A 22,869-nucleotide genomic window follows, 5' to 3' on the forward strand; every position below is an offset into this window, starting at 1 on the left:
GATTGGATATGCCTGAAGAGCAATGGCGGCAGATATTGGACTGGCCCGGATACGAGGTCAGCGATCACGGGCGGGTGAGGCGCGGCCCTCACATAAAGAGCCACTACTTCGACAGGAAGGGATATCCAAAGGTGAAGCTGTGGAACAGGCAGGTCTCCAAAGGTTTCTTGATCCATCGCCTGGTCGCCATGCACTTTATCGGGCCGGTGCCGGAAGGGCATATCTGTCGCCATCTGGACGGCGACAAAACCAACGGCCACGTTGGAAATCTCGCCTATGGCACGCCAACCCAAAACGAGGCCGACAAGAAGCTCCACGGGACCGACGGCACAGGTGAGCGACATCCGGCAGCCAAACTGACCGAGGCCCAAGTCATCGAAATCAGGTCTCTGTTCAAACCACACAGTCGCGAATTCGGCGGCGTCGTCCTGGCTAGGCGGTACGGGGTAACCCAGGCCCTGATCAGCGCGATTGTTTGCCGCCGGATCTGGAAGCACGTGGCATAGCAGCCAACAGCTACTTCGGCCTGCTCAGTCAGGCAAGCCATAGCGAGAAAGACCGAGCCAAACTCGCCCGAGTCGTGCTTAAACGCGGAAACAGCGTAAACGCAGCGCTGACCAAAACATATCAGAAACGATTACACGAATAACTCACTGCCCAGCAATGAACTTGGCGCCAACCTCACGCCCAGCCACCTGCGCCAGGCCACGGTCAACATAGGTTCGCTCACCCGCAACAACCGGCACCACCACTTCACCACCACGCTTTACCTCGACGTTGATACGCCAGGTCTCCCGGCCTTCCTCGTCCTTGTCGCACTCCATGTAGTTCCAGACCTGAAAACCTTCTATCTCATCGTAAATATCGTGCTTGGTCATGGCCCTGTCCGCTTGTAGGAAGGCGCCATCGTAGCACCACACCGACCGGGCGTTGCTCGGCAAGGACTCCCCATGCCTACAGAAAACAAACCGGCCGATCCTTTCGGGCCGAAGGGACGCACCTTTCACATTCACCTGAGCGTGCGCGGTGCAATTCGCGACTTCAGCAAGCGCCAACTCAAGGGCATGTTCCGTGTGGATGGGCGTGAGTGCACCGCCGACGAGGCAAAGGACCACCTGCTCGAAGCGCTGGCCCAGGGCAAAGAGGTACTTCCCTTTGGCCCGCCGTGTGAAGGCTTCGATTTTGCCGGCGGCGGCTGCCCAGGGCATGACAAGGAGGTCGCATGAAGCGCATCTACCTCAGCGGGCCAATGACCGGCCTGCCCGGCCTCAACTTCCCGGCCTTCGCCGCAATGACCGATAACCTGCGCGCCGGTGGCCACACCGTCACCAACCCCGCCGAAATCAACCCCGACGGCGGTACCTGGAACGACTGCATGCGCCGCGACATTGCCGCACTGATGGACTGCGACACCGTGGCTACCCTGCCCGGCTGGGAGCACTCAGAAGGAGCAAAGCTTGAACTGACCATCGCGCACCGCCTCGGCATGACGGCTGTGAATGCCCATGATCTGGTAACGAGGGAGGCTGTATGAGCAATCAATGGAAGCTGGTGCCGGTTGAACCGACCGAATCCATGGTGATAAACGGCTTCGAGTCGGAGCCGGACGAGTGCTTTTCCGATGAGGAAGTCTGGGAGCAGTACCAAGAGATGAGCGGCTGCCAGCAAGCAGCGTTCCGCGCGAAACTGTGCTGGGCCGCCATGCTCGCCGCCGCCCCTGTGTCACCGCAAGCTGCGCGGCCGGTGGCCGAACTCAAGGCATACGTTTCCGCGCTTGAAACTTTCGAAGCCGATGACGGTACGTTTGTTCGGCTATCGGATGTGGTCGGCGCAATCGATGCTTACACCCACGCCGATGCGGGCGAGGTTGTTCCTGAGTGCTTCTGCATCGAGCATGGCATGCATATCGAGCAGTTGAAGCAAGAGCGAAACTCCCTGCGCGCCCTGTTAGTCGAAGTGCGCGCAAAGCCGGGTTTCTTCTCTGGCGAATTCATCTTGCGACTTGACGCCGCCCTATCCACCACCGCAAAGCCAGAGGCTGATCATGAGTGAAGTGAAGCGATTTACAGAAGGTCCGATTGGTAAAGGCCTCTATGTAGACCCTAATGGAGAGCTTTGCGGGTTTCATCATCTGGAGCGCGTAACCGCCGAGCGTGACGCGGCGCTGGCTCAGGAATCTACTCTGGCGCGTGATGCCGCAAACTGGAAGCGAAAGGCCTGCGAGTCGGCAGATCGTGAGCATGAACTGCAACAGCGCCTGACCGCAGCGGATGAGCGGGCGGATCGTCTTGAGCAGGCTCTCAAGTTCTATGCCGATGGCGACCATTTGCTTCTGGCCGATCCTGATGCCTGGGACACATGCAGTGGCGAGCCGGTCAACTTTCTGCATGACGATGCAGGTACTGCATCTGTCGAAGATGGGTCGATTGCTAAGGCCGCACTCAAGCCAGCAGAGGGTGGTGGCGATGAACAATAAAGCATTCGGCACCTGCCCCCTCTGCAAAGAATGGGGTCAGCTTTGGAAAGTAACCCGGCTGGCTAAACGCTTCTGGCTGTTCGGCCCTCTCGTTCCACATGCTGAGTGGCGCTGTGACGAATGCGAGTCGAAGCCCTAACCCAACTCCCCGCCTACTGCTGGTGCCTGCTGGCACTGGCGCCACTGATTTGCTGAGGTATTTATGCCGGACGATTACATATACAACGTGGACCACATCGTGCGAGACGGCGATATGTCGATCTGCTGTCGCTGCCCGCACTGTCAGGACGTCATAGGGATCGAGGGAGAGGAGTTCTCCGATGTGCGTGGCGAGCAATACAAGTGCCGCTGCGGCGGATGGCTTGAGGTGTCTAGCACTGCCGCTGCTATCAAACGTGACGGCGAGCTGCCAGCAAACAAGGGGATACCCGGGTGAGCACCAACCAAACGATTGACGGCGTGCCGCGTGTTCTTCTCGAAAATGACCGGGAAATGCGCGTGTATATCGCCGGTCCAATGACCGGGATTGCCGACTACAACTTCCCGGCCTTCAATGTCATGGCAGATAAGATGCGTGCTGCTGGCTGGCATGTAGAGAACCCGGCCGATCACGGACTTGTTCCGGGTGCGGATTGGGCTGACTACCTTCGCTACGACATTAGCTGTCTTGCAAGCTGCGAGGCAATCATTCTACTGCCTGGATGGACTGCGTCTCGTGGCGCTAGGCTTGAGGTATCCATCGCCAAAGAGCTTGGAGTTGTATTCATGTTCGCGGACGGCGCCGAGCGTGATCCAGCCGAGCAGCCCGCGCCGGTAGCGGTGGTGCTGCCGGAGCGAAAGAGCGTGAACACCCACAACAGTCACGACTGGGATGAAGGATATGCCGATGGCTGGGTCGCATACGACACCGAACTGAAACGCCTCAACCCCTCTCTGTAACCCCTCCCCCTTCAAAGTCAGCCGCTATAGCGGCAAGGATACCTATGCGCCTGAAGAAAGCTGAGCGCGAGCAAGTGCGCCTGAAGTACGGCGGTCACTGCGCCTATTGCGGTGTGCTGCTGGGTGACCGGTGGCACGCCGACCACCTCGCTCCGGTAGTGCGTGAGCTTCTGTCCAAGCAGACCGCCGCCGGCAACTGGAAGCTGGTATCAGGAAAGCCCCTGCGTCCCGAGCACGACGTGCTGGAGAACATGATGCCGGCTTGCGCGCCCTGCAACATCAGCAAGGGCGGCCAAACCCTGGAAGGCTGGCGGACCTGGGTCGCCGGTCACATCAACTCCCTCAACAGCTACCACCCCATCTACCGCCTGGCCAAGTCCTATGGACTGATCGCCGAGACAGGCGCGCCGGTGGTGTTCCACTTCGAAAAGGAGCAGCAGCCATGATCGCCACCCTGAAAGATCAGGACTTGCTAGGCCTGGCTGCGAAGGCTACAGGTTTAGATATTGGATGGTATGGCGGCGCTCCGTTCTATGTAGAAGACAACGAGCCAACTCGATGGAATCCGCTTGAGGACGATGGTGATGCGCTGCGCCTGGCCGTCCTGCTCTCATTGCGAGTTGAGCCATACACAGGCGTGAAGATTCATGACCGCTACCCGGTCGCCAATATCACCGATGTTTACAGCCTTCACAGCAATAACGTGAAGCTGAGCGAGTTGCACGGCATGGATCCGGCAGCCGCTACCCGCCGCGCCATCTTTCGGGCAGCCGCGGAAATCGGCAAGGCACTCCCCTAACCCCAATCCCCCTACATGCCTGCCGGTGCGCGGCGGGCGAGGTATGCGCGTGAATATTTATCGACACGCCTTCGCAGCCGTCTGCCCGTCCGACGGCGAAACGATCATCTACCGGCTTGAGTTGCGTTCTCCCGCAATGATCCACGTCGAACACATCCGAGCGGCGACTGCGCTGATCAAAAATGGCTGGCACGAACAGATTGCAGACCGCCTGGCTGAATCCCTCGGCGGCGATCAAACCATCATCGCCACGCACCAAGGCGTCGAGATCGAAACAACGAGGCTTAGCGGATGATCCACTACCACGGAACGCCGGTCGGCGGTAAGCGAGAGGATGCTGCAAAGTTCCTGGCCGGTCGGCACGCGCTGGTGCCGTTCCCGCGCAAGGACGATCTTGGGATTGTCGCCGATGCATGCAAATCGTTTGTTTTCGATAACGGCGCGTTCACGGTGTGGAAAAAGGGTGGGCAAGTAGACGTAGAAGGCTACACACGCTGGGTAGAAGACTGGCACCGACACCCCGGATTCACTTGGGCGCTTATTCCGGATGTCATTGACGGCGACGAAGAGGCCAACGACGACCTTGTTCGGCAGTGGCCGGAGGAACTTCGCGGCGTGCCTGTCTGGCACTTGCACGAATCGCTTGAGCGGTTGCAGCGGCTGGCAAGGTGTTGGCGAACGGTTGCCCTGGGCAGTTCTGGGCAATGGGCTTCACCGGGCACTGGAGCATGGTGGAAGCGGATGGGTGTCGCGATGGACGCGATCTGCGATGACCAGGGCCGCCCAGCATGCAAGCTTCACGGTCTTCGAATGCTCGACCCCGCGATATTCCAGCACCTGCCGTTCGCATCAGCCGACAGCACGAACGCCGCGGTGAACGGTGGAAGCATCAGCCGGTTCGGCATGTACGCCCCACCAACTGCCGGCCAACGCGCCAACGTCATCGCCGACCGCATTGAGTCGCACAACAGTTCCCCAATCTGGCAGCGAGAGACTCAGGCCGAGATGGCCATCTAACCCACCTTCTGCCGCCCAGCGCGGCAAGGACACCCCAAATTAAAACGTGTGCCCAGTCTCGGCAGGGCCAGGAGCTTGCTATGGAACAAGAGGTAATTCACATCCCGGAGCTGGCCAAGCTGCTTGGTCGCTCGGAGTCGTCGATTCGAAGCGCACGGCAGGCAGGTGCCGCCTGGCTCCCGCCCTTCTTCAAACAGGGCAGCCGGATCTGTTGGAGATTAAGCACGGTTCGACGCTTCTTGCAGGAGTGCGAGGAAGGTCGGCACGCGCCGTCACGACCCGGGCGTAAGCGTCAGACACCACCGACGCTCGCCCGTGTCGGTTAACCGAGTTTGTCGGCCAGGGTGTCAGGGCACAAGTGGGTGTACCGCTTGAGCATTCCCATGGTTTTGTGTCCAGTCACAGACGCCGCCTCCATGATCGACAAGCCCTTTTCAAACAGGCGAGACGTACCCTCATGCCGAAGGTCATGGAAGTGCAAATCTTGCACCTCTGCCGCTCGGCAGGCTCGCAGGAAATACTGGCTGACTGAGTGCGGAGCCAGGGAGAACACCTGGCCATCAATACGTGCGGGCAGCGAATCTAGAAGTGCACGGGCACGGGTTGACAGTGGCACAAGACGGCGACTGCCATTCTTGGTGTCTTCTAGCAGCGCGTGCTTACCCTTGATATCCACTCGACGCAGCGTCAGCAGTTCGCTGCGCCGCATAGCCGTCTCAACAGCAATCTCGATTATCGCCGGCATCTCCGCATGGATTTCACCAGCGGCCTTGATCACAGCTTTTAATTCAGCGGCGGTGGGTCGGCGATCACGCTCACGACTTCCCTTGGGCATCCTAAGTTTGGCAACCGGGTTGCTCAGCCCCTCAATGCCCCAGTCCTTGATCGCCACCGTATACAGATGGCTTATCAAGGCCAGCGATAGCCGCACCGTATTCGTCGATGTGCCAGCAGCCAATCGCGCATCACGGTAGTCGGCCAGGTCGGATGATCGAAGCTCGGCGAGCGACTTGCTGCCGTATCTGCCTTCAGACCACGTCTTTATTCGGGTTAGCTCTTGGCGTGCGCCCTTCTTCTGCGCAGATACTTCCCGCGCATATCGCTCAAAAGCCTTCGCAACAGTGGTGGCTTCGGCCTCCCTGGTATCGACGAAGCGCTTGCGCGACATATCCCCCTCGATTTCAGATGCCCACCGCTGCGCTTCGGCTTTCGTGTCAAACGAAGCCGACAGTGCCGGATACCCTTTTTTGCGGATCTTGGTCCGCCATGTCCCGTTGGGACGCTGCTCTATAGTCGCCATGCTGCGGATTTTGCCGTTCGTCCTTGGGACATGCAATTTATCTCAGTGTCCCAGGATTGTCCCAATTGTCGCGCCGCGCAAAATCCGCAGGCATAAAAAAAGCCCCGCAACCTAATGGCTGCGGGGCTTTTAAGAGTGGAGGCCGAGGTCGGAATCGAACCGGCGTAGGCGGATTTGCAATCCGCTGCATAACCATTTTGCTACTCGGCCTCAAACGATCAATGCCCTTACCACTGACATTCACCGCATAAAAACTTGAGTGGGCTATAGAACCCTGCCTCTACTCTAACTTATTGAATGCATTGAAGTTTTTAATGCTTCGTTGCGTTCGATGGGCGCCATTATGTACTCATTTGCTTTTGGCTGCAACCCCTTGATTTCAAAAATATTTCGTATTGGCATCAAGGGGTTGCGCCCCTGCCCTACTCCTTGATGAGCTGTTGCTGATACTGCGGGTCGGCCTGGATCTGGGCTTCGGTGAAGGGCAGCGGGCGCAGTTTTTTCTCGGAGAAGGCTTGGGTCTGGTCCTTTGAATATTTCGATTGGGGGTTGCTGGATTCGGAGAACGCCAGTACGCCCAGGGCTTGGGGGCCTTTGTCGTCAAAGGTGACGATTTGCAGGTAGCTGCTGCCGCTGACCACTTCGCGCTTGCCGTCTTCGCGGGGCACGGTTTGCATGGCGTTGTAGATGCCAAGTTCTTGAGGGCCGCCGTGGATGGGGATTTGGCCGCAGACTTGGATGTCGCCCCAGCGGGTCAGGCCAAGCTTGCTGACGTCTGCGGTGGAGGCCAGCATGGCTTCGCGCAGGGCTTTGGCGACGGGTTCGCGGTCGATGGCCAGGCCGCGTGGCGTGGTCAGCGGGTGCGCCGGGTCGAAGGCGACGCGCCAGGCGTCGGGGAGTTGCTGCAGGTGTTCGAACAGGTTGATGAAGTGCACCAGCCCCAGGCCGCTGTCGAGGTTGGCGCGTTGGTCCCAGCTTTTCAGGCTGCTGCACAATGGCTGCAAGGTCGCCGCGTCGGTGCCGAGGTGTTTGGCGCAAAACTCAAGCAGGTCGGGCATGACTTGGCTGGCGAGGTAGACCTCGTTGTCCATCACCATGTTTTGTAGGTCGACCACGCCGATCGGTTGTTTCTCCAGGGATTGCAGGCGTTGCACGGCGAATCGCGCGCGCGGGCCGAGGCCGATGTGGTCTTGGCTGATTACTGGGGAGAAACCGGTGAGCGGCGCCTTGGGGTTGGCCAGCCACGCGGAGTCATTGGAGTGTTGTACGTAGTCGGTGCGTTGCAGTTGCGGCAGTTGGTCAGCGGCGAAGATGCCGGGCTGCGCCGCACGTGGGTCAATGTCCCAGGCGCAGGCGCTGTGGGCGCCGTCGAGCATGATCATCTGCAGGCCGGCCCGTGGGTCGCTGCATTGCGCGAGTTTGGCGGCGCTGACGTTGGGTACCACCGACAGGTTCATGTACAGGCTCTGGCCCTGGTCATCGGTGGCCACGGTATTGACCCATGGGATGCCTTGCAGGGTATGCACTGAGGTTTGCAGTTCCTTGAGGCTGGTGGCGCGGTTCATGGCGTACCACTGCTGCAGCACGCGGTCGTTGCCCAGGTTGGCGTCGCGCAGGCTGAAGGCATAGTGGTTGTCCCAATCCAGTTTGCCGGGCCATTGCACCACCGGGCCGAATTGCGAGCTGTAGACGGTATGCGGCTGGGCCTTAAGGCTACCGTCGGCTTGCTTGACCTGCACGGTTACCGAGGTTTTCTCCAGGGCAATGGATTTGCCGTCGAGCAAGTAGCGTGTGGAATCCTTGGGATCAAGGGTGAGGCGGTACAAGGTGAAATGCTTGGAGGTGTCGACGGTGTGGGTCCAGGCCACGTGCTGGTTGAAGCCGATGTTGATCACCGGCAGGCCCGGCAGCGCGGCGCCCATCACGTCCAACTGGCCGGGAATGGTCAGGTGCATCTCATAAAAACGCATGCCGCCCACCCAGGGGAAATGCGGGTTGGCGAGCAACATGCCACGGCCATTGAACGAGCGGTCACGGCCCACGGCGACAGCGTTGCTGCCGCGGTCCAGGCTAAAGCGTTGCTGGTTGGCAGCGGCCAGTTCAAAGGCTTTCAAGTTGGGTTGCACGCTGGCGGTCGTCTGAGGCGGTGCGGCGCCAACCAAGGCTTCGGCGAATTGGCCGACACCGCCTTCCACCAGCAGCCTGCGGGTGAGTTTGACCAAGTCTTGCACCACCAGCGGCCGCACCCACGCCGAGTGACATTGCGCCGGTGCGCCTTGCTCTTTCAAGTATCGGTTGTAGCCCGCCACATAGCCTTCAATCCGCTGCTGGATCTGCGGCGTCTGCGCGTTCCAGAAGGCAGCAACCGCTTCGGGGGTGTTCAGCCAGGTAAAAAATACATCGCTGGCGAGGTTGTTGCGCTCTTCCAGCGTCGCCTGCTCAGGGCCGAAAAACTTGGCGCGTTCGCCGTTGACCGTGACCACTTCATTGGCCAGCAGGCACAGGTTGTCTTGGGCATATGCATAGCCGATGCCGTAGCCCAGGCCGCGTTCGTTGTTAGCGCGAATGTGCGGCACGCCGAAGGTGGTGCGGCGAATCTCTGCCGACGTTTGTGTGACGTGCTCGCGCGCCGATGCGGCAAGGCTCAACCCGAGCAACACCCCGGCCATGCACACCCTGGACAACCCATTGGAAATAATCACGCAAGCTCCACAGTCAAATTGAACACCCTCACCAGGGGTAACTACCCCACCGTAAGGACGCAAAATGCCGGCTGTGATTTAGTCGCGCAGGGTATCTATTTATGTCATCTGCGCTGTGACAAAGCTGATACCGACAAAATTTCTACATCGCGCACTTCATGATTTTGCTCGCTCGTTCGTCTTATTAGATAAGAGCGCCATCATTTTCCTGATCAGGCTCTGATAAGGAGTTTTTTGCATGTACAACTCGCAACTGCCCACGGACGGACAAACACCTGCCGCCGACGCCACTTTCGGCAGCGGCGCGCAAGCATTTGGCAAAGCGCCGGAGCACGGCAACCAGCGTATTCGCCATTTGCTCAAATACTTCGGTTTGCGCACCAGCCTGATTCGGCTGAAGGTCATCGATGCCCTGCTCACCGCCGCCGACAACCAGCGCACCCTGGGAGTGCGCGGCGTGCACAGCCATTTGCTGGAGCTGGGCATTCCGTTGTCGTTTCTCAGCGTGCGTGAGGTGCTCAAGCGCCTGTGCAGCGAGGGCGTAATCACCCTCAATGCGGACAAAAGCTACCGCCTCCATGACGAGGCTGCCAAGGTACTCGAAGGTCGCGCCTGACTCCCCCTCAGAAGTTAGGCTTGACCTTGCGGCGCATGATGCCGTTGATCACCACCACGGTCACCGCCACGGCAATGGCGATGTACTGGAACGTTTTCTCGCTGATAACCCCGGTGTTCTGCAGGTAGGACAGGCCAAACATCGTCCCCAGTACTACAAGGGAAATCAGAATCGAATATTTCAAACGTTGCTTTTGGGTCATGACGGGTTCCTGAACCGGATAAATGTATTCACTTTGTATCGTCGAGCATGCCAAGCACATACCCAGTGACGGGGATGGATGGGGGTCGACAGGGTCGTATGTTACAGGCGATGAAAAGCTTTGGCTCGTTCAGCGCCAGATTGACCCTGTCAGTACTCTAGAGGATGTTGAAATGCTTCGTCGAATCACACTGCTGATTCCATTGCTGATCATGCTGAGCATGAGCGGCTGCTTCTTTTTCCCACGCGGCGGTGGTGGTGGCTGGCACGACCACCGCTATGACGACGGCCGAGGCTACGAGCACCGCTGATCGCCCATGCGTCTCGCTTTGCAGGGCGCAAAGCGAGACGTTTGACCTTCAGCTCGCGTGCACCCAGCGTTGGTGCAGCCAACGCGCAAACGCATCCAGGGCAAACCCCAGCAGCCCGATCAGCAGCACCATCGCCATCAACTCCGAATAGGCCAGCCGGTCACGGGTATCAAGGATGTAATAGCCCAAGCCCGCACTGACCCCAAGCATCTCGCACGGCACCAGCACAATCCACACGATACCAATGGCCAGGCGCACGCCGGTCAGCACGTGCCCGACTACGCCGGGAATGATCACGCGCCGCAAGGTTTCCCAGCGTGTGGCACTCAGGCTCTTGCTCAACTGCAACCAGCGCGGGTCCAACTGGCGCACGCCGGCGGCGGTGTTAAGCATGATCGGCCACACCGCGGCAAAGGCCAGCAGGAAGTAAATCGGCTGGTCGCCCACGCCCATCAACATCACCACGATGGGCATCCAGGACAACGGCGAGATCATCCGCAAAAACTGAAAGGCTGGCGTGGTGGCTGCTTCCAGGTTGCGCGAACTGCCCACCAGCAGGCCCAGTGGCACGCCCACCAACAGGGCGAGAAACAGGCCGACGAAGATGCGCTTGAGGCTCACGGCGATATGCAGGTACAGCTCGCCGCGCCCGAACAATTCCCACAGGCTGCTGACGGTCGCCGCCAGCGAAAAGCGCGCCGACAAGCCATCGGCGACGCCAAACACTTTGACGCCGAACCACCACAAGAACAGCAAGCCTGCCAAACCACTCAGGCCCAGCAACCAGCCCGGGAGTGTGCCTTTACTCAAGCGCCAATCTCCTCTTGCCGCTCGTAGCCATCCGGCAAGCCGAAGGTTTTCATGCCGCCCACCGACTCGATGGCATTACGCACAAAACGGTCGTCCACCAAGTCTTTGGCGACGAACGCCGGGTCAAGGTCGGCGAGAAATTTCTTGTCGCCCTCGATCAAGGTGTCCTTCAAGCGGCGCACCAGTTCCTCGGTGTAGCTGGGGAATGGGTACGGCTGGAAGTCGATGCGGTGCTCGTCCCAATGGGCGTGCTGGATGGCGCCGTCAGCCAGGTAAGCGGCACGGTCGCTGGCCGCCGGCGCGAGGACTTTGCTCAACACCGGTTCGGCATGCGGCGTGTAGCGGTTCGGGCCGTCCTTGGACAAAAGCTTCACCGCTTCTTCGCGGTTATCACGGGTCCACACCTGCGCCTTGACGATGGCATTCACCACTTTCTGCGACCATTGCGGGCGGTTGGTCAGGTCGTGCTCGTGCATGAACACCACGCAGCACGCATGGTTACGCCATACGTCACCGGTGAAGCGCTGTACGCGGCCGACTTTGAGGTTTTCCGCCAGGGCGTTGAATGGCTCGGCGACGATATAGCCGTCGATACGTTTGCTGGCCAGGGCCGGCGGCATGTCGGAGGGCGGCAACACAATCAGGTTGACCTCGTTGGCGGCAATCCCAGAACCGGCTGCGCGCGCCACGGGCGTGAGGCCGTTATCGCGAAACAGTTGCTGCACCACCACGTTGTGGATCGAGTACCAAAACGGAATTGCCACCGACTTGCCGCCCAGTTGCTTCACATCGGTAATGCCTGGCGATACGGTCAAGCCCGAACCGCCGACGTGGTTCCAGGCCACCACTTTAGCCGGCACTTTGCTGCCATAGCGCGCCCACACCGTCATCGGCGACAACAGGTGAATCACGTTGACCTGCCCGGAGATAAACGCCTCGATCACCTGGGCCCAGCTGCGCAACAGCACCGGGCGCTCAGCCTTGATGCCTTCGGCTTCGAACAGGCCGTTGTTGTGCGCAACCAGCAGCGGCGTGGCGTCGGTGATCGGCAAGTAGCCGATGCGTACCGGCGCGTCCGGCTCGCTGGCCGCGCGCGCTTGCAAGCTGCTCAACAGCGGTAAAGCACCGGCAGCACTGAGCACCGCCGAGAGTTTGAGAAAGTCACGGCGCGAGTGGGTCAGGTCATCCAGACACATAGTTGGGCTCCAGTTGTTCAAGAGGGTTGGGTTGAGGGCGGCTCGCCTGCCGTAAGGTTTTCAGAATCTCGATACGCAGCGCGCCGATGGCCTCAACTTGCTCTTCGCGCGGTTGTGCCAGGTTGATATGCCATTCGCCCAAGGTCCGCGCCGGGCGGTTGCCCAGTAGCAGGATGCGGTCGGACAGCAGCAGCGCTTCATCAATATCGTGGGTGATCAATACGGCCGCCGAGCCTTGCTCGCGGTTGACCTTGAGCAGCAAGTGCTGCATATCGGCACGGGTGACTTCATCCAGCGCGCCGAACGGCTCATCCAGCAGCAACACCTGCGGTTGGCGCGCCAGGCAGCGCGCCAACGCCGTGCGCTGGGCCATGCCGCCGGACAGCTGCGCCGGGAACTGCGCACGAGCATGTTCCAACCCAACCGCCGCGATGGCGTGGTCCACGCGGCGGCGACGCTCCTCAGTGCTCAAGTGCGGCTGGCGAGCGAAATCCAAACCAAAGGCAACGTTCTTTTCCAGGTTCAGCCACGGCAACAGGCTAGGGTCTTGAAAAGCCACGGCCACGCGCGGATGCGGGCCATCCAGCGGCTCGCCCAGCACCCGCACGCTACCGCCCTGGGGCGCCTGCAAGCCGGCCAGCACCCGCAGCAAGCTGGACTTGCCGACGCCGCTAGGACCCAGGATCGACACCACCTCACCCGGCTGCAAGTGCAAGTCAAGCCCTTGCAACACCGGCCCACTGGCATACCCCAGGCAAACCGCCTGGGCACTCAATACCGCCTGGTTCATAGATTAGCCTGGCGATGCAGCTCGGTACGCAGTTGCACCAGGCTGGGCGTGACGATGGGCACAAAGGCCGACTCGCGCCAGCGCCGGGCGAAACCACTGCCGTGGGCAGTCAGGTACGCCTTGCCGCCGCTGGCCTGCAGTTCAAGCTGTACAGCACTGGCGGCGGTTTCCGCGAGGGCAATGCGCAGCTTGAACAACGGCACCGGTTCTGCTGCAAATCGCCCGGCCAGCAGGCCTTTTTTCAATTCGTTGACCAAGTGGTCCAGCGTCACGCGTAGCGCTTCCAACTCATCGCGCAATACGGTGCGGCTCGAGCCCAAGTGGTTGGCTACTTCCGCCAGGGAGCGACGGGCCAGGCCGATGGACATACCGCACTGCAACCCAAGAAACGCCGGGCGTACTGCCGGTAGAAACTTGCGCGCATCCTCATGCAACAACCAGTCACGACTCAGCTCAACCCCTTCCAGACCCAGGGCTGCTGTATTGCTTGATTGCAGCCCCAACAGCTCCAGGTCGCGCGAGCGTTGCAAACCCGCAACCGAATCGGGGATCGCCAGGATAAACGGCGCGCCACCACCGGCATGTTCGATCGCAGCGGCGGCAACAAAGCCGTTCTTGCGCAGGTTGGTTACCCAATGCAGGCGACCGTTGAGGGTCCAGCCGTCATCAGTCGGTTCGGCGCTGATTTGCAGCGTCTCGATGCCGGACAAAAACTTCATCGCATTCGACAGCCCCGTGGCCCCGGCCAGTTTGCCGCTGAGCAAGTCCGGCAACAGTTGCTCACGCAGCCGCTCATTCGGGCTCTGCAACAAATACTCGATAAAAGACCGCTGGCCCCAGCACACAAACGCCGCCGCCAGGGAATGGCTGGCGACATTGGCGATGGCGTCCACCGCGCCGGTCACATCGCCGCCCAGGCCACCAAGGGCCTTGGGCACGCCGATACGTAATACGTTGGCTTCTGCCAGCCTTGGCAGCACTTCCTGTGGATCGCAACTGCCCACATCCAGGGCCTGCGCTTGAACGTCGAGCCAACGGCTCAAGATTGGGTCAAGCATTCATGTTTCTCCTTTTTACTGCGTGGGGACCAACACCTGCGCGTGTGCGCCTCAGCTCGCCGGTTTTTCCCAACGGTATTGCGCCAGCTCCGGGTTCAGCGGGGTACGGGCAAACACGTTAGCGAAGTTGCACAGGGTTGCCAGGCTTACGCCCAAAATAACTTCCAGGGCCTGGCCGTCGGTGTAACCGGCGCCGCGAAATGCCTCGAAACCTGCGTCGCTGACATCACCACGCGTGGCGATCACTTCACGGGTGAAGGCGGCGAGTGTCTCATAGCGCGCATCTGGCAACTCACCCAACTGGCGCAAGGCTTCGATCACTGCCTCCGGCAGCTTGGCCTTGTTGCGCGCCACAGCGGTGTGGCCGGCCACGCAGAAGTCGCAACCGTGGGTGGTGGCGGCAATCAGTTGCACCACTTCACGGTCGGCCAGGCTCAGTTCGGACTTGGCGTTGAGGCCGGACACGGTGACGTAGGTTTCCAGCGCAGCCGGTGCGTTGGCGAGTACGGCGAGCAGGTTAGGGATAAAACCCGAGGTTTTCAGAGCGTTTTCCAGGAACGGTTTCGCGGCTTGCGGCGCGGTTTCAGGGGTGAGCAACGGTACACGGGACATGGAGTGGTCTCCTGATGGGTTCGTGTACCCAGTCTGTTGGTTATAAAAAATCGCCTCAATAGTCTAAAGTAGCGATTACTTGCTCTAGAGTCTTTCCGTTAGATGAATTCGTCCAGTGCCCTTGTCGATTGGTTATTAGACAGCCTCGAACTCAACACCAGCCTGTTCCATGTGGGCCGCTATTGTGGCAGCTGGCATGCGAGCACCCATGGCCTGGCCAGCGCGAGTTTCCACCTGATCGTACAAGGCCAGTGCTGGTTGCATATTGACGGTGAACCTGACCCGAAACACTTGAACAATGGCGACGCGGTGTTTCTGTTGCGTGACCTGGTTTACCAGCTGTCTGGCGCCGCAACGGCGGCGGTCGCACGGGAATGCCCGCGCCGGCCGATGCTCGCGCTGGACAGCGCCGCCAATGACGGCGCGGGCCTGGTATGTGGGTTCTTCCACTTTCATTCCGGCCTGTCGGCCATGATTGTCGACACCCTGCCCGCCTGGATCATCCTGCGCGCTGGCGACCCTTCGCTGACTGCCGCGCGCAACCTGTTCGAACTGATCCTGCAAGAGTGCGAGCGTAGCCCGGCGCCCTCGTCCGCCTTGCTCGAACGTCTTTGCCACTTGTTGTTTCTGTATGTGCTGCGCCAGCAAGTGCTCGATAACGCCGAGCTTGGCGGCCTGGCTGCACTGGCCCGGCAACCGACGTTCGCCAACCTGCTGGAGCAATTGATTGCGCGCCCGGCAGAGCCTTGGACCCTGGAAAGCATGGCGGCTTGCACCGGGCTGTCGCGCTCGGCGTTTTTCAAACGGTTTAACGAGTTGTGTGGGCAATCGCCGGGGCAAGTGCTGTTGATGATGCGCATGCGGCATGCATGCCAGCTGTTCAAGCAAGACCAGACCGTGGCCGATGTATCGCTGGCGGTGGGTTACCAATCGGTGGCGGCGTTTACGCGTGCGTTTCACAAGGTAACCGGGCAGCAGCCCGGCGCCTATCGCAAGGCTCAAGGCTAGCGTTGCAAGCCAATACCCGGCTGCGCGCACAGTTCCACCAGCCAATCGACAAATACCCGCACCCGCGGTGATAACTGGCGATGCGGCGGGTACAGCGCAGTCAAGGCCATCCTCGGCGGCACAACCTCAGCCAGCACTTCCACCAGCGTGCCCTGCGCCAGTTGACGTGTTGCGTGATAATACGGCGCCTGGATCAACCCGTAGCCAGCCTCGCACGCTGCGAAATAACCATCGGAACTGTTCACCGCAACCACCTTGGGCAGGTTGATCTCCCGCAGTTCGGTGCCCACCTGAAACTCCAGGCCGAAGCGTTTGCCGCTGGCGCTGGACACGTACTCGACCATTTGATGGCCAGCCAGGTCGTCCACTGTAGCGGGCACACCGAAACGCTTGAGGTAGTCGGGGCTGGCCAGCGTCAACTGGTCCATCATCGCCAAAGGCCGGGCCACCAGCGATTCGTCCAGGGCCAGGCCACCGCGCAGCACGCAGTCCACGCCCTCGCGAATCAGGTCAACTGTGCGGTCATTAAGGCCGATTTCCAACGCGATGTGCGGGTAGCGCGCCGTAAACGTCGGTAACGCTGGAATCACGATCAGCCGACCGATGCCCGAGGGCATGTCGATGCTTAAGGTGCCGCGCGGGTTCTGGCGGCTGACGGAGAACACCGCCTCGGTTTCTTCCAGGTCTGTCAGCAATTGCACACAACGCTGGTAGTACGCGGCGCCATCCAGGGTCGGACTGACTTGGCGTGTGGTGCGCTGCAACAGTTGCACGCCCAGATGAGCCTCCAGCTGTTTGATCAGGATGGTCACCGACGCCCGGGGCAGTTGCAGGCTGTCGGCCGCCTTGGCAAACCCGCCCAACTCAACAATCCGGGTGAACACGCGCATCGCGTTGAATCGGTCCAAGGGACGACGCCTCCCGCCATTATTTAGAATTTACGAACAGTGATAGCGCTTTTAGCCGGTTTATCTCGGTTTTGTCGAGGATAACAATAGAGGCCTTCGCAACCCAGGAGCTGAACCTATGCACACCCGTCAACTCGGCAAGAACGGCCCTCAAGTCTCCGCCATCGGCCTCGGCTGCATGGGCATGACCGACTTCTACACCACCGGCAGCGATACCCAGGAAGCCGTCGCCACCCTGCACCGCGCGCTGGAGTTGGGCGTCACCCTGCTGGACACCGCCGACATGTACGGCCCCCACACCAATGAAACGCTGATCGGCAAAGCCATCGCTGGCAAACGCGACCAGGTGTTCCTGGCGAGCAAATTCGGCTTTGTGCGTGACCCGGCGAACCCGACAGTGCGCCGCGTGAATGGCCGCCCTGAATATATCCGCGAGGCGATTGAGGGCACCTTGAAACGCCTGGGCGTGGAAACGCTGGACCTGTACTACCAGCACCGCATCGACCCCCAAGTGGCCATCGAAGAGACCGTCGGCGCTATGGCCGAACTGGTCAAGCAAGGCAAGGTGCGTTACCTGGGCCTGAGCGAAGCCTCGGCCGCCAGCCTGGAGCGCGCGCACAAGGTGCATCCGATCAGCGCCCTGCAAAGCGAATACTCGCTGTGGAGCCGCGACCAGGAAGACAACGGTTGCCTGGCAGCCTGCCAACGCCTGGGCATCGCCTTTGTGCCTTACAGCCCGTTGGGGCGAGGTTTTCTCACGGGCGCCCTGAAAAACCCGGATGACTTCGCCGCCGACGACTACCGCCGCTCCAGCCCACGGTTTCAGGGGGAGAACTTTCCAAAAAACTTGCGATTGGTGGACCGGGTCAAGACGCTGGCCGCTGAAAAAGGCATCACAGCCGGGCAGCTGGCGTTGGCGTGGGTGCTCGCGCAGGGCGATTACCTGATCCCAATCCCCGGGACCAAGCAGCGCAAGTACCTCGAAGAGAACGTGGCGGCAGTGGATGTCACGCTGAGTGCTGCTGAGCTGTCAGCACTGGCATCGATCTTCGAGGCGGGCGCTACGGCCGGTTCACGCTACCCCGAGGCCGGGATGGGCCTGGTGAACCAATAGCGCCAATGATCATTGGCGCCGCAGCCAAGGCTCGGCTTTCACTGAGGTGACGCCGGGCAAAGCCGGCGTTTAAATCCCCTCCGACAGGGTGGCTTAGCCGCCCATGTGGGAAAGGACGCCGTCAACCGTTCAACTTTGTACAATAGTACCTCAAGCTCTTCCTTACCAAGCCGATAGCCCGACGAAGCTCTAACAAAGCCGCGTCGATAATAAATGCTTCGTAAGGACGACCCCATGACCCCACTACGCTCCATTCAAACCCGCTACACCCTGTTTCTGGTGCTGTTCGTCCTGGTGCTATCAGTGTTAACCGTCGTGGGTATCGGCCAGTTGGTCGCCCCCACGCTAAAACACACCGAAGAACAGGTGGTGCTCAACCGCATCGCCGAGGTGGCTGTGCAGATTCAGGGCGAACTCAACAAGGTTCAAGCCCAGCAACGCAGCATCACCCAAACCATCCCGCTGCTCGACAGTGACGCCATCGACAAGGTGCTGCCCGGCCTGGTGGATCAGTATGGCGAGCTGAAAGTCTTCGGCGGTGGCATCTGGCCGCTGCCCAACCAGCGCACGCCGGGGCGCAACAAACACAGCACGTTCTGGCACCGCGATGCCTCGGGCAAGCTGGCCGTGAATACCTTCTGGAACAGCGACGCCGCGCCCAATTACTACGACCAGAGCTGGTACAAAGGCGGCCTCGCCTCGCCGCGCGGCCAGTGCGCCTGGGCGGCTGCCTACAAAGACGACGCCAGCCAGGAACCGCGCACCAACTGCGCCATGGCGATTCAGCGTGACGGCGCGGCTTACGGCGTCGCCACCATCGACGTGACCCTGGGCTTTTTCAATGAGCTGGTGGCCAACAAGGAAAAAGACATCGGCGGCCAGATGCTGATCGTCGAAGGCGACGGCAAGATCATCAGCAACAGCACGCGCATCAGCAGCCCAGTGGTGCTCAAGAACATCAGCGAACTGACCGGCACCTCGGCGTTTGCCGCCCATGTCAGCAAGGCCCTCGCCCATCGCGACCAGGCGCTGCAGCGCAGTGAGTTCGACAACCAGGGCGTGTCCAGCACCTTTTACATGCGCCCGATCGAGGGCACGCCGTGGTTCCTCGCCACCGCCCTGCCTACCTCGCTGATCACCGCCCAGCGTGATGATGTACTCGGTAGCTTGGCGCTGCTGCAAATCCCGATGGTGTTGCTGCTGGTACTGCTGGCGTTCTTTGCGATTCGCCAACTGGTGCAACGCATGAAGTCGCTGCGCACCAATATCGACGCGCTGTCTGCCGGCGATGCCGACCTGACGAAGCGCATCACCATCCGTGCCGAAGATGAAATGGGCGCCATCGGCCACTCGGTGAACCGCTTTATCATCTACCTGCAAAACATGATCGGCGAAGTCACTCAGGCCACGGGCGCCATGGCCTCGGGGCTTGAGCAATTGCAGCAGACTTCGGAGCACACTAACCAGATTCTGGTACGGCACGCCTCGGAGACCGATCAGACGGTCACGGCCATCACCGAAATGAGCTCCACCGCCGACACCGTCGCGCAAAACGCCGCTGAAACCGCGTCGTTCACCCAACGCGCCAACGAACACGCCGACCGCTCCCGTGTGGTGGTGGGTGAAGCCTCCACCAGCGTCACCGCCCTGATCGGCGAAGTCGCCAGCGCTACCCATACCGTGGAAAACATGCGCCAGGACGCCGCGCGTATCACTGAAACCCTCGGCGTGATCGGCGCGATTGCCGGCCAGACCAACCTCTTGGCACTCAACGCCGCGATTGAAGCGGCGCGCGCTGGCGAGCAAGGCCGTGGGTTTGCGGTGGTGGCCGACGAAGTCCGAGCGCTGGCCGCACGCACCCAGGCCAGCACCTCGCAGATCAACGAGATGTTGGCGCGCCTGACCACCGGTGTGAGTTCGTCGGTAACGGCGATGGAAAACACCCAGGCCAGTTGCCAATCGGCGGCGGATGCCACGGCACGCGTCAACACCGGTTTGGATGAGATGGCCGGCTCGGTCAGCCATATCAACAACCTCAGCACCCAGATCGCCACCGCCGCCGAGCAGCAAAGCGCGGTAACCGAGGAGATCAACCGCAGCATGGTGCAGATCCGACATATGGTTGAAGAGCTGGTGGAAAGTGGCCATGCCACTGAAACCAATACGCAAAGCCTGCTGGATGCCAATGGCCGGGTGATTGCGTTGATGAGCCGTTTCAAGGTTCGCTGATAAATGAGTGAAACACTCCCGTGCAAACCACGGGAGTGGGACTATTCTGACAGCTCCCAGTGCGAGATCTCGCCACACAGGAGGTGTGTCATGCACGCTGCTGATCATTCTGTCCGCATGGAGCGGATCAGCCAGGAACGCTTCATCCAAGCCCCGATCGAAGTCGTCTACGACTACGTGACCCAGCCCGACCGCTGGCACGAGTGGCACCCTACCTCCCTGAGTGCCGACACCGGCACCACCGGTTCACTGCCGGTCGGCACCCGTTTTACCGAAGTCATCGACCTGCTGGGCGTGCGCGTGCCCATGAGCTACCGCGTGCAGATCGCCCGCCGCCCGAGTGAATTCAAAACCGTGTTTACCTCCCTCGCGGTGGACGGTTCTATTGAGTACTTCTTGCAAGCCCATCGCGGCGGAACGCTGTTCAAACGCGTGCTGACCTACGAAACCGAGTTGCAGCTCGCCACCTTGCATGAGCGCATGGCCGAGCTTTCTGCTATCGCGCTGGACCAGCTCAAGCAGCGGTTGGAAAACGCAGCCGTCGTATAATCTTGAAACATTAACGTCGCCCCCACCCCCGTGTGGGCGCTGGCTTGCCTGCGATGACGCCGTCATGATCGCCGCCATTCCTGCTCACGAGACACGCTATGAAAACCCCCGTGCGACTGGCGCTGCTGTGCGCCCTGCTCACCTCCACCCTGGCCCAGGCGGCCGACCTGATCCCGATCGACGTGCACCGCGACGCCAACTGCGGCTGCTGCAAAAAGTGGATCAGCCACCTGGAAAGCAACGGCTTCAAGGTCAACGACCATGTGGAAGCCGACATGAGCGCGGTTAAACAACGCCTGGGCGTGGCGCCGCGCCTGGGCTCGTGCCATACCGCCGTGATCGACGGCAAGTTCGTCGAAGGCCATGTGCCCGCCGAGCAGGTAATGGCCCTGCGCAAGCGTGACGACTTGCTCGGCATTGCCGCCCCGGGCATGCCCATGGGTTCACCGGGCATGGAAATGGACGGTATGAGCGACGCTTATCAGGTCATCGGCCTGACCCGTGAGGGTAAAGACGTGGTGGTGGCCGACTACCCGGCTCGTTGATTGATGCTCGCGGGTTACCTGGGCCTATTCTTCGCCGCCTTCGGTGCTGCAACGCTGTTGCCGATGCAATCGGAGGCAGTGCTGGTGGGCCTGTTGATCAGCGGGCATTACAGCCTGTGGGTGCTGCTCACGATCGCCACCGTCGGCAACGTGCTGGGCTCGGTGGTTAATTGGTGGCTGGGGCGTTCTGTTGAGCGCTTCAAGGCGCGGCGCTGGTTCCCCGTCAGCCCCCGGCACCTGGAAAAGGCTAGCCGGCACTATCAACGCTGGGGGCACTGGTCACTGTTGCTTAGTTGGGTGCCCATTATCGGCGACCCGCTGACCTTGGTGGCCGGGGTGATGCGCGAGCCGTTCTGGCGTTTTCTGCTGCTGGTCAGTGTTGCAAAAGGCGCCCGATACGCGGTGCTGGCGGTGCTGACGCTGAGCCAGCTCGCCTCTTCATAACGGCTGACCGTTGGTCGCAACTGTCAAATCTGACAGCTAGACGCAATCGTTGCCGGCCTCTAATTTGCGACTCATACGCCCGATAACGTGGCAGTTTTCCGGTAGGAATATTCTGTTTTTTAGGGCGTTTTGCCTGTGTCTACCGAGTGCCCAAATCAGTTAATCCTCGATTAATTGTTCCCCGACAGCATCCGGCTTTTGATTTCGGAGTCACCCCATGCGACTGACGCGCACGCTCTATCTCAGCAGTTTGTTACTCGTAGCAGCCCTTACCGGCTGCGCCACCGGCAAAGACACCACCTATGGCCCCGAGCTGCAGGGGTTCAAATACCCTTACCCGGTCGAACGGTTCAAGTTTTCGTCCCAAGGCCAATCGTTGCAAATGGGTTACATGGACGTGAAGCCTGAGGGCACACCAAACGGCCGCAGCATTGTGCTGATGCACGGCAAGAATTTTTGCGGCGCTACCTGGGAAGGCTCGATCAAGGCTCTGAGCGACGCCGGTTACCGCGTGGTGGTGCCGGACCAAATCGGTTTCTGTACCTCCAGCAAACCTGAGAACTATCAATACAGCTTCCAGCAACTGGCACTTAACACCTATCAGCTGCTGGATAAACTCGGGATTAAAAAGGCCACACTCCTGGGCCATTCCACCGGTGGCATGCTCGCCACTCGCTACGCCCTGATGTATCCGGCGCAAACCGAACAGCTGGTGATGGTCAACCCCATTGGCTTGGAAGACTGGAAAGCCATCGGCGTGCCCTACCGCACCGTCGACCAATGGGCGCTGGCCGACAGCAAATTGACCTACCAAGGCGTGCGTAGCTATCAACAGACCAACTACTACCTGGGGCGCTGGGAACCTGCGTACGATCGTTGGGTAGACATGCTGGTGGGGCTCTACAACGGCCCTGGCCAGAAAGAAGTCGTGTGGAACTCAGCGTTGATCTGGGACATGATCTTCACCCAGCCGGTGTACTACGAGTTCAAGGACTTGAAGGTGCCAACCCTGCTGCTCATTGGCACCTCCGACACCACAGCCCTCAACCGGGACCTGGCGTCACCAGAAGTCAGTGCAAAAATCGGCAACTACAAAGTACTCGGCAAGCACGTCGCCAAGTTGATTCCCCGCGCAACGCTGGTGGAATTCGCCGACCGGGGCCATTCGCCGCAAGTCGAAGACCCTGAGCAGTTTCACGCGGCATTGCTGCAAGGGTTGAAAGCCCTCTAACCCGTCTAGTACGG

Annotated in this window: 30 protein-coding genes, 1 tRNA gene and 1 pseudogene; 21 read left to right on the plus strand and 11 right to left on the minus strand. The window is 60.3% G+C overall.

Translation table 11 applies throughout. The features are described 5' to 3' along the window. Window positions 1-8: 8 nt before the first annotated feature. Both K0P33_RS17300 and K0P33_RS17305 read left to right on the plus strand, forming a co-directional pair. Window positions 9-506, plus strand: coding sequence for an HNH endonuclease (locus K0P33_RS17300; RefSeq protein WP_242149951.1), 498 nt, complete (start codon window positions 9-11; stop codon window positions 504-506). 2 nt (window positions 507-508) lie between these two features. After that, window positions 509-649, plus strand: a pseudogene (locus K0P33_RS17305) (reverse transcriptase); the annotation flags it as partial. A 1-nt stretch (window position 650) separates the two neighbouring features. Here the strand turns inward: K0P33_RS17305 and K0P33_RS17310 are convergent. Continuing rightward, window positions 651-878, minus strand: coding sequence for a hypothetical protein (locus K0P33_RS17310; protein ID WP_242149955.1), 228 nt, complete (start codon window positions 876-878; stop codon window positions 651-653). Between the two features lie 72 nt (window positions 879-950). Between K0P33_RS17310 and K0P33_RS17315 the strand changes: the two genes are divergently transcribed. From K0P33_RS17315 to K0P33_RS31435, 10 genes are all read left to right on the plus strand, one after another. Next, the gene (locus K0P33_RS17315; protein ID WP_242149958.1) at window positions 951-1,226 is read left to right on the plus strand and encodes a hypothetical protein; all 276 of its coding nucleotides are present in this window, start codon (window positions 951-953) and stop codon (window positions 1,224-1,226) included. Next, complete coding sequence (locus tag K0P33_RS17320) at window positions 1,223-1,534, plus strand: DUF4406 domain-containing protein (protein ID WP_242149960.1); 312 nt, start codon at window positions 1,223-1,225, stop codon at window positions 1,532-1,534. Before K0P33_RS17315 ends, K0P33_RS17320 begins: the two co-directional genes overlap by 4 nt. Then, window positions 1,531-2,052, plus strand: a complete 522-nt coding sequence (locus tag K0P33_RS17325; RefSeq protein WP_242149963.1) for a hypothetical protein — start codon at window positions 1,531-1,533, stop codon at window positions 2,050-2,052. The genes K0P33_RS17320 and K0P33_RS17325 overlap by 4 nt, the downstream gene beginning before the upstream one ends. Then, the gene (locus K0P33_RS17330; RefSeq protein WP_242149965.1) at window positions 2,045-2,476 is read left to right on the plus strand and encodes a hypothetical protein; all 432 of its coding nucleotides are present in this window, start codon (window positions 2,045-2,047) and stop codon (window positions 2,474-2,476) included. Before K0P33_RS17325 ends, K0P33_RS17330 begins: the two co-directional genes overlap by 8 nt. A gap of 432 nt (window positions 2,477-2,908) precedes the next feature. Next, entirely contained in the window at window positions 2,909-3,415 is a 507-nt protein-coding gene (locus K0P33_RS17335; protein ID WP_242149968.1) for a DUF4406 domain-containing protein, read from the plus strand. A 44-nt stretch (window positions 3,416-3,459) separates the two neighbouring features. Continuing rightward, window positions 3,460-3,861, plus strand: coding sequence for an HNH endonuclease (locus K0P33_RS17340; RefSeq protein WP_242149971.1), 402 nt, complete (start codon window positions 3,460-3,462; stop codon window positions 3,859-3,861). Continuing rightward, window positions 3,858-4,214 (plus strand): hypothetical protein, encoded by a 357-nt coding sequence (locus K0P33_RS17345; protein WP_242149973.1) that lies wholly within the window; start codon window positions 3,858-3,860, stop codon window positions 4,212-4,214. Before K0P33_RS17340 ends, K0P33_RS17345 begins: the two co-directional genes overlap by 4 nt. A 43-nt stretch (window positions 4,215-4,257) precedes the next feature. Next, window positions 4,258-4,509, plus strand: coding sequence for a hypothetical protein (locus K0P33_RS17350; RefSeq protein WP_242149976.1), 252 nt, complete (start codon window positions 4,258-4,260; stop codon window positions 4,507-4,509). Then, a complete protein-coding gene (locus K0P33_RS17355) occupies window positions 4,506-5,231 on the plus strand; it encodes a hypothetical protein (protein WP_242149978.1) in 726 nt (241 codons plus the stop codon). Before K0P33_RS17350 ends, K0P33_RS17355 begins: the two co-directional genes overlap by 4 nt. Window positions 5,232-5,311: 80 nt before the next feature. Then, complete coding sequence (locus tag K0P33_RS31435) at window positions 5,312-5,557, plus strand: hypothetical protein (RefSeq protein ID WP_347341792.1); 246 nt, start codon at window positions 5,312-5,314, stop codon at window positions 5,555-5,557. Here K0P33_RS31435 and K0P33_RS17360 read toward each other — a convergent pair. The 3 genes from K0P33_RS17360 to K0P33_RS17370 form a co-directional block, all read right to left on the minus strand. Then, complete coding sequence (locus tag K0P33_RS17360) at window positions 5,554-6,531, minus strand: site-specific integrase (protein WP_242149980.1); 978 nt, start codon at window positions 6,529-6,531, stop codon at window positions 5,554-5,556. The genes K0P33_RS31435 and K0P33_RS17360 overlap by 4 nt on opposite strands. Before the next feature lie 136 nt (window positions 6,532-6,667). Then, a tRNA-Cys gene (locus K0P33_RS17365) sits at window positions 6,668-6,741 on the minus strand. A gap of 212 nt (window positions 6,742-6,953) precedes the next feature. Beyond that, window positions 6,954-9,233: an acylase gene (locus K0P33_RS17370; RefSeq protein ID WP_242149983.1), complete on the minus strand. Its 2,280-nt coding sequence runs from the start codon at window positions 9,231-9,233 to the stop codon at window positions 6,954-6,956. A 238-nt stretch (window positions 9,234-9,471) separates the two neighbouring features. On the opposite strand from K0P33_RS17370, the gene K0P33_RS17375 reads away from it, so the two are divergent. Next, window positions 9,472-9,849: a fe2+ zn2+ uptake regulation protein gene (locus tag K0P33_RS17375; protein WP_094950080.1), complete on the plus strand. Its 378-nt coding sequence runs from the start codon at window positions 9,472-9,474 to the stop codon at window positions 9,847-9,849. A 7-nt stretch (window positions 9,850-9,856) separates the two neighbouring features. Here K0P33_RS17375 and K0P33_RS17380 read toward each other — a convergent pair whose 3' ends face one another. After that, complete coding sequence (locus K0P33_RS17380) at window positions 9,857-10,051, minus strand: hypothetical protein (protein WP_053255884.1); 195 nt, start codon at window positions 10,049-10,051, stop codon at window positions 9,857-9,859. Between the two features lie 172 nt (window positions 10,052-10,223). Between K0P33_RS17380 and K0P33_RS17385 the strand changes: the two genes are divergently transcribed. Further along, complete coding sequence (locus K0P33_RS17385; RefSeq protein ID WP_176462913.1) at window positions 10,224-10,361, plus strand: hypothetical protein; 138 nt, start codon at window positions 10,224-10,226, stop codon at window positions 10,359-10,361. Between the two features lie 48 nt (window positions 10,362-10,409). Here K0P33_RS17385 and K0P33_RS17390 read toward each other — a convergent pair whose 3' ends face one another. The 5 genes from K0P33_RS17390 to K0P33_RS17410 are packed head-to-tail and all read right to left on the minus strand — an operon-like array spanning window position 10,410 to window position 14,827. After that, window positions 10,410-11,171, minus strand: a complete 762-nt coding sequence (locus K0P33_RS17390) for an ABC transporter permease (protein ID WP_094950081.1) — start codon at window positions 11,169-11,171, stop codon at window positions 10,410-10,412. Beyond that, window positions 11,168-12,367: an ABC transporter substrate-binding protein gene (locus K0P33_RS17395; RefSeq protein ID WP_094950082.1), complete on the minus strand. Its 1,200-nt coding sequence runs from the start codon at window positions 12,365-12,367 to the stop codon at window positions 11,168-11,170. Before K0P33_RS17395 ends, K0P33_RS17390 begins: the two co-directional genes overlap by 4 nt. Next, window positions 12,354-13,157 carry an ABC transporter ATP-binding protein gene (locus K0P33_RS17400; RefSeq protein WP_242149986.1) on the minus strand — a complete coding sequence of 268 codons (804 nt, stop codon included), beginning with the start codon at window positions 13,155-13,157 and terminating at the stop codon, window positions 12,354-12,356. The genes K0P33_RS17395 and K0P33_RS17400 overlap by 14 nt, the downstream gene beginning before the upstream one ends. Continuing rightward, window positions 13,154-14,215, minus strand: a complete 1,062-nt coding sequence (locus K0P33_RS17405; protein ID WP_242149989.1) for an acyl-CoA dehydrogenase family protein — start codon at window positions 14,213-14,215, stop codon at window positions 13,154-13,156. Before K0P33_RS17405 ends, K0P33_RS17400 begins: the two co-directional genes overlap by 4 nt. A gap of 51 nt (window positions 14,216-14,266) precedes the next feature. Next, window positions 14,267-14,827, minus strand: a complete 561-nt coding sequence (locus tag K0P33_RS17410; protein WP_242149991.1) for a carboxymuconolactone decarboxylase family protein — start codon at window positions 14,825-14,827, stop codon at window positions 14,267-14,269. 102 nt (window positions 14,828-14,929) lie between these two features. Here K0P33_RS17410 and K0P33_RS17415 point away from each other — a divergent pair, with 102 nt between their 5' ends. Next, window positions 14,930-15,835, plus strand: coding sequence for an AraC family transcriptional regulator (locus tag K0P33_RS17415; RefSeq protein WP_242149995.1), 906 nt, complete (start codon window positions 14,930-14,932; stop codon window positions 15,833-15,835). Here the strand turns inward: K0P33_RS17415 and K0P33_RS17420 are convergent. Next, window positions 15,832-16,743, minus strand: a complete 912-nt coding sequence (locus K0P33_RS17420) for a LysR family transcriptional regulator (protein ID WP_242149998.1) — start codon at window positions 16,741-16,743, stop codon at window positions 15,832-15,834. The genes K0P33_RS17415 and K0P33_RS17420 overlap by 4 nt on opposite strands. Window positions 16,744-16,861: 118 nt before the next feature. Between K0P33_RS17420 and K0P33_RS17425 the strand changes: the two genes are divergently transcribed. The 6 genes from K0P33_RS17425 (at window position 16,862) to K0P33_RS17450 (ending at window position 22,855) form a co-directional block, all read left to right on the plus strand. Beyond that, window positions 16,862-17,857, plus strand: a complete 996-nt coding sequence (locus tag K0P33_RS17425; protein ID WP_242150001.1) for an aldo/keto reductase — start codon at window positions 16,862-16,864, stop codon at window positions 17,855-17,857. A 234-nt stretch (window positions 17,858-18,091) separates the two neighbouring features. Beyond that, the gene (locus K0P33_RS17430) at window positions 18,092-20,086 is read left to right on the plus strand and encodes a methyl-accepting chemotaxis protein (protein WP_242150004.1); all 1,995 of its coding nucleotides are present in this window, start codon (window positions 18,092-18,094) and stop codon (window positions 20,084-20,086) included. Window positions 20,087-20,176: 90 nt separating this feature from the next. Beyond that, on the plus strand, window positions 20,177-20,635 hold the full coding sequence (locus K0P33_RS17435; protein ID WP_094950089.1) for an SRPBCC family protein: 459 nt from the start codon (window positions 20,177-20,179) through the stop codon (window positions 20,633-20,635). Between the two features lie 98 nt (window positions 20,636-20,733). Next, complete coding sequence (locus K0P33_RS17440) at window positions 20,734-21,180, plus strand: DUF411 domain-containing protein (RefSeq protein ID WP_094950090.1); 447 nt, start codon at window positions 20,734-20,736, stop codon at window positions 21,178-21,180. A 3-nt stretch (window positions 21,181-21,183) separates the two neighbouring features. Beyond that, complete coding sequence (locus tag K0P33_RS17445) at window positions 21,184-21,624, plus strand: YqaA family protein (protein WP_094950091.1); 441 nt, start codon at window positions 21,184-21,186, stop codon at window positions 21,622-21,624. A gap of 217 nt (window positions 21,625-21,841) precedes the next feature. Then, complete coding sequence (locus K0P33_RS17450; protein WP_242150008.1) at window positions 21,842-22,855, plus strand: alpha/beta hydrolase; 1,014 nt, start codon at window positions 21,842-21,844, stop codon at window positions 22,853-22,855. Window positions 22,856-22,869: the final 14 nt, after the last annotated feature.

This window comes from Pseudomonas sp. ArH3a, assembly GCF_022648765.1.
Lineage (GTDB): Bacteria > Pseudomonadota > Gammaproteobacteria > Pseudomonadales > Pseudomonadaceae > Aquipseudomonas.